12 protein-coding genes are annotated in these 12,828 nt (G+C 48.3%); 3 read left to right on the top strand and 9 right to left on the bottom strand.

What is annotated here, in order from left to right; all coding sequences use genetic code 11:
- Positions 1-16: 16 nt before the first annotated feature.
- On the bottom strand, positions 17-673 hold the full coding sequence (locus M3P05_RS11165) for an NTP transferase domain-containing protein (RefSeq protein ID WP_249699704.1): 657 nt from the start codon (positions 671-673) through the stop codon (positions 17-19).
- Here M3P05_RS11165 and yqeC point away from each other — a divergent pair.
- Complete coding sequence (gene yqeC, locus M3P05_RS11160; RefSeq protein WP_249699703.1) at positions 662-1,438, top strand: selenium cofactor biosynthesis protein YqeC; 777 nt, start codon at positions 662-664, stop codon at positions 1,436-1,438. The two genes, M3P05_RS11165 and yqeC, sit on opposite strands and share 12 nt — an antisense overlap.
- 271 nt (positions 1,439-1,709) lie before the next feature.
- The gene (yqeB, locus tag M3P05_RS11155; RefSeq protein WP_249699702.1) at positions 1,710-3,299 is read left to right on the top strand and encodes a selenium-dependent molybdenum cofactor biosynthesis protein YqeB; all 1,590 of its coding nucleotides are present in this window, start codon (positions 1,710-1,712) and stop codon (positions 3,297-3,299) included.
- A 60-nt stretch (positions 3,300-3,359) separates the two neighbouring features.
- Here yqeB and M3P05_RS11150 read toward each other — a convergent pair whose 3' ends face one another.
- From M3P05_RS11150 to nrdR, 8 genes are all read right to left on the bottom strand, one after another.
- Positions 3,360-4,211, bottom strand: coding sequence for a hypothetical protein (locus M3P05_RS11150; protein WP_249699701.1), 852 nt, complete (start codon positions 4,209-4,211; stop codon positions 3,360-3,362).
- 249 nt (positions 4,212-4,460) lie between these two features.
- Positions 4,461-5,408 (bottom strand): thiamine-phosphate kinase, encoded by a 948-nt coding sequence (thiL, locus tag M3P05_RS11145; RefSeq protein ID WP_249699700.1) that lies wholly within the window; start codon positions 5,406-5,408, stop codon positions 4,461-4,463.
- A 5-nt stretch (positions 5,409-5,413) separates the two neighbouring features.
- Positions 5,414-5,902, bottom strand: a complete 489-nt coding sequence (gene nusB / locus M3P05_RS11140; RefSeq protein ID WP_249699699.1) for a transcription antitermination factor NusB — start codon at positions 5,900-5,902, stop codon at positions 5,414-5,416.
- A 1-nt stretch (position 5,903) separates the two neighbouring features.
- Positions 5,904-6,380, bottom strand: coding sequence for a 6,7-dimethyl-8-ribityllumazine synthase (gene ribH / locus M3P05_RS11135; protein ID WP_249699698.1), 477 nt, complete (start codon positions 6,378-6,380; stop codon positions 5,904-5,906).
- Positions 6,381-6,522: 142 nt separating this feature from the next.
- Positions 6,523-7,638: a bifunctional 3,4-dihydroxy-2-butanone-4-phosphate synthase/GTP cyclohydrolase II gene (gene ribBA / locus M3P05_RS11130; protein WP_249699697.1), complete on the bottom strand. Its 1,116-nt coding sequence runs from the start codon at positions 7,636-7,638 to the stop codon at positions 6,523-6,525.
- A gap of 15 nt (positions 7,639-7,653) precedes the next feature.
- Positions 7,654-8,337, bottom strand: coding sequence for a riboflavin synthase (locus M3P05_RS11125; protein ID WP_249699696.1), 684 nt, complete (start codon positions 8,335-8,337; stop codon positions 7,654-7,656).
- 43 nt (positions 8,338-8,380) lie between these two features.
- Positions 8,381-9,514: a bifunctional diaminohydroxyphosphoribosylaminopyrimidine deaminase/5-amino-6-(5-phosphoribosylamino)uracil reductase RibD gene (gene ribD, locus M3P05_RS11120; RefSeq protein ID WP_249699695.1), complete on the bottom strand. Its 1,134-nt coding sequence runs from the start codon at positions 9,512-9,514 to the stop codon at positions 8,381-8,383.
- A gap of 29 nt (positions 9,515-9,543) precedes the next feature.
- A complete protein-coding gene (gene nrdR / locus M3P05_RS11115; RefSeq protein WP_249699694.1) occupies positions 9,544-10,032 on the bottom strand; it encodes a transcriptional regulator NrdR in 489 nt (162 codons plus the stop codon).
- 373 nt (positions 10,033-10,405) lie between these two features.
- On the opposite strand from nrdR, the gene M3P05_RS11110 reads away from it, so the two are divergent.
- On the top strand, positions 10,406-12,043 hold the full coding sequence (locus tag M3P05_RS11110) for a hypothetical protein (RefSeq protein ID WP_249699692.1): 1,638 nt from the start codon (positions 10,406-10,408) through the stop codon (positions 12,041-12,043).
- Positions 12,044-12,828 lie beyond the last annotated feature (785 nt).

Raw genomic sequence — 12,828 nt, 5'->3', positions numbered from 1 at the left:
TTCCAATTAGACACATTCATAAGCTGGAATTATTAACCATTAATCCTGTTTCGGCGTAATAAGTTTCTGGTGTATCTATATCACGAAGAATGTCACGACAGTTTATACATAAATCAAAACAATCGTTGCGCAGGAGTGATTTAATTGACTTGTCAGAGTTAAACTTTATTAATCTCTTGATAACTTTTTTAGAAACAAGAACAGGGTGTCCGTGCTGATTTTTGTAAACAGGGAAGACAGGTTTATCGCCACGTACTTTCCAGAGCTTTGCAAACAGTGAAGATGAGAGAAACGGCAGATCACCATGAGTTATGAAAGCATAGCCCGCACGTACACGTGCCAAACCGCACAAAAGGGAACTCTTCATGCCTTCTCTGAAGTCGGGATTATGCGCAACAAGAATGTTCGATCTTCCCTGGTATCTCTCCGCCAGTTCTTCCCCTCTGAACCCGGTCACAAGAATAACCCGCTCACAGGCCGACAAGGCGTTTGCGATGCTGTGATCGAGGATAGTTTGTGCCTCTTCAGGACCGTTTACCGGAGAAAGGGGCAGAGACATCTTCCATTCACCCATGCGCGACGAAAGGCCGGCCGCCAGAACAATACAGTCAGCAGGCAACGTTTTCTGATCAGTTAGCGGTGCTGTAGAGAGGTAGTCCAGTTGAACAGTCAAAGTAAGGCTCCGGAAAATATCTCAGACGCTCTGTCGCTTAATGCAGAGCAGGAACGCATTATCGCCATCACCGGTGCCGGTGGAAAGACCACCCTGATGTTTCGACTGGCCGATGAGCTGGCCAGCCAGAATCTCCGCGTACTGGTGACGACAACAACCAGGATTTACCGCCCTAAAGACCAGGCCATTATCAAACCCGGTGAGATGTTCAGTCTAGAGCCAGGTTGTATTGCAGTTGCGGGGGCTCCCTGTGAGTCAGACAAACGCAAGCTCACAGGAGTACTTCCAGAGCAGCCAGGCCTTTGGCTGGAACAGAATTTATGCGACATCGTTATTGTGGAAGCAGATGGCGCACGGGAAAAGCCGATGAAGGCACCAGCTATTGGTGAACCGGTTCTTCCCGACAGCTGCGATGTTGTTATCGCAGTTACCGGCTGGGATGGTATTCGTGCCCCCGCCGGACCTGAATCCATACACCGCTGGCCCCTGTTTCAGTCTTTGACTGGGCAGCGCGAGGGGCGCCCGGTCAGCGGCCAATCTCTTGTAGGGCTGCTCAAACCTGTTGTCGGTTTGTTCGGCTCCCCTCCTCTGAACAGTCGCCTCTGCTGGCTGATCAACAAGCTCGACAGCTTTGAACTACGAGACAAAGCCTGGCTGCTGGGTTGGGCCGTTCTCGGTCAAAGCACACATATCGAACGCGCACTGCTTGCTTCTCTTGCCAATAAAGATGAGCCGGTCGAGTGCTTAGGGGGTGCTCACAATTAAACATCGAACTCAGCGCTTCCGAGAGTTTCTATGACGAGGCGTAGTGCAGCAGGAATGCTGAGTGCCTTTCAAGGCACTACAACGAAGCTCATAGAAGCTCTCGGAAGCGCCCTACGGGTGGCTCTAAAAGCGGCCATCTGCTGCGTCGGGCTTGCTCAATGTAGATGACTACTATTTTCGCAACCCCTTCTAACAGCTGACCGCTTTTAGAGCCACTGAGTCGAGGTTTAATTGTGAGCAGCCCCTAATAACAGACAGGAATCTGCCTTACATGAATCTTTTTGCTGAAGCTGCAAGACTGACCGAGAGCAATACCCCTTTTGCTCTCGCGACTATTGTATCCACCAAAGGATCAGCCCCTCGTCATTCCTCACAAATGCTTGTTCGCCGTGACGGTACCGTTCTTGGTACCGTTGGCGGTGGCTTGATTGAAAATCATGTTATTGACCAGGCTATGGAAGCCATTGTTGCGCGCAAGCCTCGCACTATCCAGCGCTCACTGACCCGCAAAGGTAAAGATGCAATGGATATGGACTGCGCTGGCGCCATGACCATCCATATTGATGTTCATGGTCTTAAGCCCGAAATGGTTCTGGCGGGAGCCGGCCATGTTAACCGTGCTGTTGCCGCGCTTGCAGGACAGATGGGTTTTGAAATTACTGTTGTAGACAGCTACGAACCCAACCTTAATGCCCTGCACTTTCCAAATGGCACCCGCCTTGTCCATGGTGAAACCATGGCTGAAGGTCTGACTAAAGTCGAACTGAACGACAACTGTTATGTACTGGTTGCCACCAACCATGAAGACACCGATGGTCTGGCAGCCGTTATCGAGTCCTCCTCATCGTATATCGCCCTTCTTGGCAGCCGCACCAAAGTAAAGACCCTGAAGCAGCGTATGCTGGAACGTGGCGTCAGTCCTGAGGTTGTGGCCGGGATTCGGGCACCGGTTGGTCTGGATATCGGTGCAGAAACTCCCGTTGAGATTGCTGTCAGCATCATGGCTGAAATCCTGATGGAACGTAATGAGCGCAGCGGTCGCCCAATGAAAGACAGCATTCGTAACGGTGGCAGCAACCTGGTTGTTATTCGCGGAGCTGGCGATATGGCAACCGGAACGGCCATTCGCCTGAAACGCAGTGGTTTTCAGGTTGCCATGTTGGATGTAGCCGAACCCACCGTTATCCGCACCAGTGTCGCCTTTGCCCAGACCATGTTTGTTGATGGTTCTGTTGAAGTCGAAGGTATCAAGGCTCACAAGGCCTGCTCAGTTGCCGAAGCCTGGCGTTTACTGGATGCAGGTACTGTCCCGGTTCTAATAGATCCGAAAGGTGAAATTCTTCGCCAGTTCAAACCCGGAATTGTTATCGACTCTATTCTGGCCAAGAAAAACCTCGGCACCAGCAAGGAAATGGCTCCACTGACTATCGCACTTGGTCCGGGTTTTAACGCTGGTGAAGATGTGGATGTGGTTGTGGAAACCAACCGTGGGCACAATCTCGGCCGCGTTATTCTGGAAGGCCCTGCCGCTCAGAACACTGGCATTCCGGGCAACATCGCAGGCTATACCGAAGAAAGAATTATTCGCGCACCTTCTGCCGGAGAGATGCAGCCATTAGCCGCTGTTGGTGACCTTGTGGTAGAAGGCCAGATGATTGCCAAAGTTGGCAATGAGGCGGTAACCGCAAAAATTTCCGGCAAGATCCGCGGCATGCTGAACCCTGGAATCTCTGTCACAGAAGGCTTCAAAATCGGGGATATCGATCCTCGCGGAGAACAAGCTGATCACACGACAGTTTCTGACAAGGCCCGTGCAGTTGCCGGGGGAGTTCTGGAAGCTATCATGATGTTCAGGCACTAAGGGCCGGTTTTGCCTGATTATCTTTAGCCTGGCTATCATATATTGATCAGATGTAATTTTTTACTCACTGTAAACTTGAACAACCATTGGTTCTGCTTTTAAATTCAATTCAAAGACTACACCACGATTTTTTCCACCATTGAAATCACCACGATTTTTTCCACCATTGAAATCACATAGGCGGGTAGCATTTATACGCTGGATTTCCTCGCTCTTTGTTTTGGTCATTAAGAACATATTACCCAGATGGTTATTTTCTGAGTTATCTACACAATGCTGGAAACCGACATTGACAGCACGATTTGACTGTTTAGCACTGTTAATCAGAAAACATGTAGCTATAGATATAGGTCGACACTTCTTTTTTCTAGTTGGTATATCACCAAAATCAAATAGGCCAATATAGGGTGTGATTTCGATATCCACTTCGTTTGCATCGGTAAATGTATCTTTTTTAACTGTCAAAAAATAACCTATACCTTGAGTAGTGCCCTCTCCCTCAATATCGCTCTGGTATTTTATAAGTTTTTTATCATTCTCCAATAACAATCCAGAACCAGCCAGCATGGCCTTCCCTGCCAGCTTTTGTTCTTCAGAAACGGTAAATACCTTTATATTTTTTATTGTTTCTTCATACTCTTCAACTACTCCATCTTCCGTTTTTGTCAGCTTCACCTTTTTAGACACCAAGGTGGAAGAATCATGACTGGGAATTGAAATAGACATTTCAATACTTGTCCCAGCGGGATGAAGACTTAAAATTTGTTTTGCTGATATGACACTCACATCTTGTCCAAAGGCAACTCCTGGTGATGAAGCTCCAGACTGTTTATCTTGTTCTTCACCCTGTTTTGGAGTGGCAATAGCAATAGGTGCAGCTGAGGCAAGTGTAGTATGCGCTGATGATTCCATTCTCTATCTCCTTTTTATTAAACGCTTGCGATGCAGGTATGCATACGCTGCTGGATTAATAGAGTATTTTTCCCTCCTGAAGTTTCGAAGTTATTCCTTGTTTGGGCATGAATTTGTTTTTTTGTTTATTACCTCTAACCAGGCAGTCAAGTTATACTGACCAAATCACATTTCATGAAACATAATTTTTATAATGGCGTCACCACTCTGGGCCGTACGCAGTGCAGCGACAATTCTCAAGCCCCCTCTTTAGAAATGCCTGTAGCTGCCAGCACAAAAATTGGAAACATCTTGGCCGTCAATCAGAAATTGCTCACTTCGATCTGTCATAAAACCAAGATTTCTGGCAGTAACCGGAATATCTGAAGGGATCGCTTTTCCGGCAGGCCAGCAGAAACAGAGTTCATAATCATCTCCGCCACACAGCGCCTTATCCAGGGCCCACTCGCCACAGGTTTCCTTCAGTTCTGGCGATATTGGCACACGGGAACTGTTGAGTTCCGCACCACAGCCGGACGCTTTCAAAATATGCCCCAAATCTCCGGCAAGTCCATCAGAAATATCAATGGCTGCGGTGGCACCATGTTCAAGCAACCACTGCCCAAGTTTTATTCGGGGAGTGGGCTGCCAATAACGATCAACCAGCTTTTGTTCAGCTTTAGTGGTGACTGCACGCTGGTTAAGGATATAGGGAAGTGCGGCACAGGCTTCACCGGTATGCCCACTGACATAAATCAGATCACCAGGTTTGCCACCACTGCGCATCAATGCACGGCCTTTGGGGACAAAGCCCTGAACATGCACTGATATGGTTAGCGGCCCACAGGTTGTATCACCACCGGCAAGACTGATCCCTGCCTCTTTTGCCATTGCGGCCAGCCCGTTACTGAACTGTTCCAGCCACTTGGTATCAGCTTCAGGGAGGGTCAGGGCAAGAAAAAAACTATGGGGGGTAGCTCCCATTGCTGCCAGGTCGCTGACACTGACAGCAAGGGAACGATAGCCAATCAGAAAGGGATCTCCACCGGCAGGAAAATGCACATCAGCCACCAGAGTATCAATACTTTGCACAAGTTGATGTTCTGATGACAGAGGTACCAGGGCACAGTCATCACCTATGCCCATATCCAGTTGCCCGCCAGCTGTCGTCAGCTCCGGGCGCTGGAAAATTGTCCTGATCAGTGAAAATTCATCCATGGCCTTTATCTGGACTGACGACGGTTACGGTATTCCTTTACCTCAACAGCCCGCAGGTTCAGAGCCAGCTTGTCGAGAATACCGTTGATGTACTTGTGGGAATCCTGGGCACCAAACTTTTTAGCCAGCTCAATGCCTTCGTTAATGACCACACGGTAAGGCACATCAGTACGCACCTTCAACTCGTAGCAACCCAGGCGCAGGGCTGCCTTTTCAACCGGATCCAGTTTTTCCAGATCACGGTCAAGCACAGGAGACAGTGTCTCATCGAGTTCACTGGCCTGCTGGGCAACTCCCAGAAGAAGTTCCCGGAAAAAGCCACCATCAACCTTGGTCATATCGTTACGGGCCCGGAACTGGGCTTCGATATCGGTGATGGAGCTACCGGCCATGTGCCACTGGTACAGCGCCTGCAGAGCCAGTTCACGCGCCTTACGACGTGTCTGGGTGCGACCCCGGTTTTTCTGGCCGGCGTTATTACTTTCAGCGCTCAAATCAAGACTCCAGATTTTTGAGCAGGCTCACCATTTCAAACGCGGCCATAGCGGCCTCTTCGCCCTTGTTACCCATCTTGGTACCAGCCCGTTCGATGGCCTGCTCGATTGTATCAACTGTCAGTACACCAAAGGAGACAGGAACTTCGTGTTCCAGCATTGCTTGGGCAATACCCTTGGTGCACTCACCTGCAACAAAATCAAAGTGCGGTGTTCCACCGCGAATCACTGCGCCCAGCGCAATGACTGCATCGTAGCGACCCTGCTTGGCCACTTTCTTGACCACCAGAGGCAACTCAAAGGAGCCCGGGCAACGGACAATGGTAATCTGCTCTTCGCTGATGCCGTGACGCTTCAAAGTATCGATAGCGCCCTCAACCATGCTCTCAACAACGTAAGAGTTCCAGCGAGCGACTACGATTGCGAAACGTCCGTCGTTCGGAGTCAGGTTTCCTTCAATTGTTCTGATGCCAGTCATGGCTATTCCTCTTTGCTTTTTAAGCTGCCGTCGGTCAGTGCCTGGCACTAACCGGTATCTTTTGCAACGCAAAAATGCAGCCACAACAGAGATGAGGGCTGCATTTCACATTTGTAACTGTTCTCCTGATCGACCTTGCCGCTTAGGGCTGCTGGCACGGAATATTTTCCGTAACCTCCAGATCAAAACCAGAGATAGCACTGAACTTCAGGGGTGAACTCAGCAGGCGCATTTTGCCAACCCCCAGGTCCCGCAGAATCTGGGAACCCGTTCCAATTGTCATATATACACCGGCATGTGCCCCGGTCGTATGGTGCTGACGATCCTGTTCATGGAAACGCTTCATGCTGTCTCCAAGCGGCTCATATTCATCAGCATCCAGCAGTACCAGCACACCTTCACCTTCTTTGGCTATACGCGCCATGGCAGCGGGCAGTGGCCAACTGGTACTGTCCGTCTTGCAGGCTCCGAGAAGATCCCGGAACGTTTCTGCCTGATGGACCCGAACCAAAGTCGGTTTTTCTGGCTGAGGTTGGCCCATAACCAGTGCCAAGTGTGTCCGGCCGGTCATAACATCGCGATACTCGGTCATGCGGAAATTCCCGTAGACCGTCGGCAGCTCCCCGACATTTTCGCGTTCCACCGTTTTCTCATTCAGAATCCGGTAGTGAATCAGGTCTGCGATAGTACCAATCTTGATTCCGTGCGTTTCAGCGAAACGCTCAAGATCAGGCCGGCGAGCCATAGTACCGTCTTCGTTCATGATTTCAACAATTACGGCTGCCGGTTCACATCCAGCCAGCCTTGCGAGGTCAGTTCCGGCCTCTGTATGACCGGCTCTCTGGAGCACACCACCGGGCATGGCTCGCAGAGGGAAAATGTGTCCAGGCTGGACAATATCAACTTTTGTAGACCGTGGATCAGACGCGACCTGTACGGTGCGGGCACGGTCAGCAGCAGAAATACCGGTGGTCACACCTTCTGCGGCTTCAATGGAAACAGTGAAGGCTGTGCTTTGTGCTTCCTGGTTATTGGCGGTCATCTGGGGCAGCCCCAGCTGATCACAGCGTTCACCAGTCAGTGGCAGACAGATCAGGCCCCGTGCATGGGTGCACATGAAATTGATAATTTCTGGAGTGATCTTTTCAGCGGCAACAATCAGGTCACCTTCATTCTCACGATCTTCGTCATCCATCAGGATGATCATTCGACCCTGGCGAATATCCTCAACCAACTCTTCAGCGGTGTTCAGCTGCATGATTTGTCCTTTGGCTTAACGCCTTCTCATAAAGCCATTCTCGGCCAGGAAACTCTCTGTCATCTCTGCCGCTTTTGTATCAGCAACAGGTTCTGCAGATTCCACGTCCCCTCCGGACAGCAGTCGCTCCAGATAGCGGGCAATAATATCAACTTCCAGGTTCACCCGGGAACCAGTGCGATAGTTCGCGATAGTGGTTTCCTGGGCAGTATGGGGAACAATATTAAGACTGAAAATGGAGCCTTCAACGGCATTAATGGTCAAACTGACACCGTCAACAGTAATGGAGCCTTTCTCGGCAATATATCGAGCCAGCTCAGCTGGCGCTTCTACCCGGTAGATCACGGATCGACCGGACGGTTTAATTTCTATTATCTTGCCAACACCATCGACGTGTCCGCTAACGATATGACCGCCAAAACGGGATGTCGGCTGCATGGCTTTTTCAAGATTGACAGGACTTCCAGCTGACAACTGGGATAAGGCTGTGCGCCGAATACTTTCCTTGGAAACATCAGCAACATATCCATCACCGGGAAGTTCAACGGCAGTCAGGCAGACCCCGTTGGTGGCAATACTGTCACCCAGTTTGACATCACTCAGATCAAGCTTGCCCGAAGCAATATGTAACCGGATATCACCGCCCCGTTCTTCAAGGCGCCTTACCGTGCCAACAGCTTCAATGATTCCAGTAAACATATTTAACCTTGTTGCTTATAACCATGGAAATAACATTTCCCGCTCATGGCTGTTCCACGCGTTCTTTTAAGCTGGCACGAATACGGAGATCCTGGCCAAAGCTGCGCGTTTCCTGAATATCCAAATACAGTTTCTCTGCCATCTTCTCAAATGGCAGTTCAAATAGCGGCCGCGCCTGACTGCCCAGCAGAATAGGAGCCATGTAAATCAGCAGTTCATCGACACAACCCTGCCTGACGGCAGAGCCTGCCAGCCTGGCACCAGTTTCCAGGAGAACTTCTTTACACCCTCTGTCTGCCAGCACTTTCAACATCTGGGAAAGATCCACCCGCCCATCTGAGCCCGGCACAGTCAACACCTCAATGCCCCGGCTTTCAAGCTCTTTTTGCTTTTCCAGATCAGGATGAGCCGAAGCAATAATAGTGGTTCCGGGAAGATTCAGAATGCGGGCGTTATAGGGAATTCGAAGAGTGGAGTCCAGAACAACCCGAATCGGCTGCTTTTCTACAGCGGCTTCCGGATTTTCAATCCGAAGTTCACCAGAGCGAACCGTCAGTGATGAGTCATCATGGATAATGGAATCTACCCCGGTGATTATGGCACAGGAGCGGGCTCGCCACTGTTGCACATCAGCCCTGGCATCCGGGCCGGTTATCCACTGCGACTCTCCGGAGTCCATGGCCGTTCGGCCATCAACGCTCATGGCCATTTTGCAACGCACCAGGGGCAGCCCGGTTTCCATTAGTTTGAAAAATCCGGCATTCACTTCTCTGGCTTCAGCCTCCATCAGACCCGAAGCTGTCTGAATTCCTGCATTTTCCAGAATGTGGAAGCCTCCGCCATTCACACGAGGGTTGGGGTCTCGCATGGCGGCCACCACTCGCGTTACACCAGCCTCAACCAAAGCATTGGCACAAGGTGGAGTACGACCGTAATGAGCACAGGGTTCGAGGGAAACATAGGCAGTGGCACCTGAAGCATTTCCTGCAGCAGTCAGGGCATTGATTTCGGCATGGGGACCACCTGCAGGGCTGGTGAAGCCTTCCCCAATGATTTTTTCATCCCGAACCAGAACACAACCAACCGTGGGGTTGGGCATGGTTGTATAAAGCCCTTTTCGGGCCAGTCGTAACGCCCGGGCCATATATTCGTGGTCGTTACGGGAAAATTCGGACATCAGCGCAACTTCGTTTTCTGGAAAACAGCTCAAGTCTTGGAGTTTTTCCTGGTTAAGGAACCATGTGGTATTTTCTCCAGCCGGTCAATCTCTTCACGAAACTCATCGAGATCCTGGAACTGGCGGTAGACAGAAGCAAAGCGAATATAGGCGACTTCATCAAGATCTTTCAGTGCCCCCATAACCTCTTCACCAACGGTCATGGACTTGACTTCCCGCTCACCGAGACGCCGCAATCTCTGCTTGATCCGGTTAATGGCTTCTTCAATCTGTTCCGTGCTGACAGGTCGTTTCTCAAGAGCCCGCTGCAGCCCAGCCCGTAATTTCTGCTCATCGAATGGGGCACGGGAGCCATCACGCTTCACAATGCGGGGCATAACCAGTTCCGCACTCTCATAAGTAGTAAAACGCTCTATGCAGGAGGTGCATTCCCGACGACGGCGTACCTGGCTGCCATCAGCAACCAGCCGGGAATCAATCACCTTGGTATCTTCAGCGTTACAAAAAGGACAGTGCATATCTGCCTGAAAGCTGTATTGAGAAAAGGGGATAGTAACCCCTGCCGCCTGAAAAACAAAACTCTACTCCCTGGCAAGTATTTCTAACAATCCACGAACCCATTACATATGACTGACTCAAACGTTTAACAATGTTAACGGTTCACTTCTAGTGCAAAGGGATCTTCATATGAACAAAATCGATACAAGTACACATATAATAACAATTAAAGATAAAGAGTGGTCTGCACCCAGTCATGTGGATCAGTGCGGGATTTGCCTTAATGATGTCAAATCAGTCCAGATTTGTAGTAATGGACACCAAATATGTCATTCCTGTTTTAAAGATACCTTTCATATACTACAAAAGTGTCCAGATTGCAGGAGTGAATTATTGTCAAGGGATATAGCAGAAGTGACATACAATTGCTCTAAGCAAGCTTTAAATAAAACTCAGTTCGGTTGCACAAATACTCCCTGCAGCTGGAAAGGCGAGTATAAGGAACTTAATAGCCACATCTGTCAACTCGAACAACAAGATTGTCCTCATAATTGTGAAGATGTGGCGAAAAACAACGTTAAGCCCACAGAGAGCTCCGCCACATCAGCGCCAGCTTCTTTCAGAACAGAAGCACCTACACAACATCAACAAACGAGGGGTCGTAGCAGTTTCCCCCCCCCTCAAACAGTTCAATGTCTAAATCCTGAAGATATTCAGAAATATAGAAGTGCTGCTATAAAGGCGCTTAACAACTTTTCAGCAAAGGCATATCATCTTGATGAATCAGAGATCGAAAAATTCTCGAGGGCGATATTTTTAGAACAACTTATAGATATGGATGATGATGAATATCAGAGAGCAATATGCCAATCGCCAGATATGACAGTCACCACTTTTAAAAGAGGGCTTGTAAGGAAATTTAAAGACACAGCCACACCAGACGTATTGTGGAAAAGACTAATACAATCATTTGAAACCCAAAAACTTAGCACCTTTTCTATTAAAAAATACTATGAATCAGAACTAGATCCAAAGACAAGTTCCGGCCAACACCCAACATCTTCAAGCCGACCTCGACCATCATTAATGTTGACTCCTGTTTACCACACTGCATCAACCACTCCCGAAGCATCAGGCTCATCATCAGGACACTCTGCCACAGCTTCAACAACTAATAATGCATCTGTTCCTGTTCAAGCTCCAGTGGTACCAGTAGTACCTGTAGTACCTGTAGTACCAGTAACACCTTCCGTTTCCAGCAGTTGCGTTAATTCAGAAAGGTTTAAAACAATGGCTGGATTGGCATTTCAAAAAGTGTCCTCAGCGTTTGCCACTATGCTTTCACAAAATCTGACTAATCAATCATTCGTTGGACAGTTAGCATCCATTCTGGGCTTCCCCATCTCGCGTTTTCAAGACATAGCAAGCCCCCCAGGACTCACAAATTATAACAAAGCTGCGCAAATCACTAATATCATAGAAGGAATAATTAAATCATCTGTAACCAATAAAATGTGGCTGCAGCTATTATCAACACTAAATAACCCAAGTGTCATTGAAGGCAGTGCAGTATCAACACAATTACAGGCTGCATTAGAGAACCAAACAAGACAGCCTCACCTAATTGTTACTCCAGGCAGGGCATCTACAGGTGCTAGTGCTGCACCTGCCCTTTACAGACAGCCAGAATTCATCCCGAATGTCAAATCACAACAAACCGCACTTGAACGATTTAACAAAATTCGTGTTAAAATAGTACATTCAACATCATCTTCTATATGTTCATTTTCTAATGAATTGCACGCCTTCTCAGTAATCGATGAAAAAACAAATGAAATACCCCATATATTTGGGATAACCAACTTCGAAAAAGCATCAAGAATTATAAGTGCTGTAGGAGAAAAGCTTAAAAATCCTGAAACCTGGGAAGAGACATGGCGTGGGCTTATATTAGCATTAAGAGAAGGTGCGAGAAATGATAAAGAAATTGCGAATTATTTAGAGCAACGGGAGGGAACATCAGCAAAATAATCGATCATTAACGGGTCGTTCAACAGCAGTCAGCACATATCCACCTGAAAGCTATTTTGTGGGTTTGTTTTTTTTGGGGTTTTGGGAAAGGGGATAGCTCCTGCCGCCTGAAAAACAAAACTCTACTCCCTGGCAAGTATTTCTAACAACCCATGAACCCATTACATATGACTGACTCAAACGTTTAACAATGTTAACGGTTCACTTCTGGTGCAAAGGGATCTTCATATGAACAAAATCGATGCAAGTACACATATAATAACAATTAAAGATAAAGAGTGGTCTGCACCCAGTCATGTGGACCAGTGCGGGATTTGCTTAAATGATGTCAAATCAGTCCAGATTTGTAAGAATGGACACCAGATATGTCATTCCTGTTTTGAAGAGAGTACTTTTCGTAAACTAAGAGGTAAGTGTCCAGATTGCGAGAATAAATTATTGTTAAGGCATGTAGCAGAAGTGACACATAGTTGCTCTGAGCGAGCTTTAAATCAAACTCAGTTCGGTTGCACAAATACTCCCTGCGGCTGGAAAGCCGGGTATAACGAACTTGATAGCCACATCTGTCAGTTCAAACAACAAGATTGTGCTTATAATTGTGGAGATAACCATCTAACCTGCTCAGCTACTTCTCATCATGAAAGCTGTAGAAAACGCCCCATACGAGACGGAATTTTGCTGGGAAGCAGTGAAGATATGGAGGAAATCAAACGGTTGAGAACACAATGTTCCGACGCAGAGAGCTCCGACATATCAGCGTCAGCAAACCCCACATCAGATAAGAA

Source organism: Parendozoicomonas callyspongiae (assembly GCF_023502345.1).
Lineage (GTDB): Bacteria > Pseudomonadota > Gammaproteobacteria > Pseudomonadales > Endozoicomonadaceae > Sansalvadorimonas > Sansalvadorimonas callyspongiae.
This window is presented reverse-complemented; position numbering and strand designations above follow the sequence as displayed.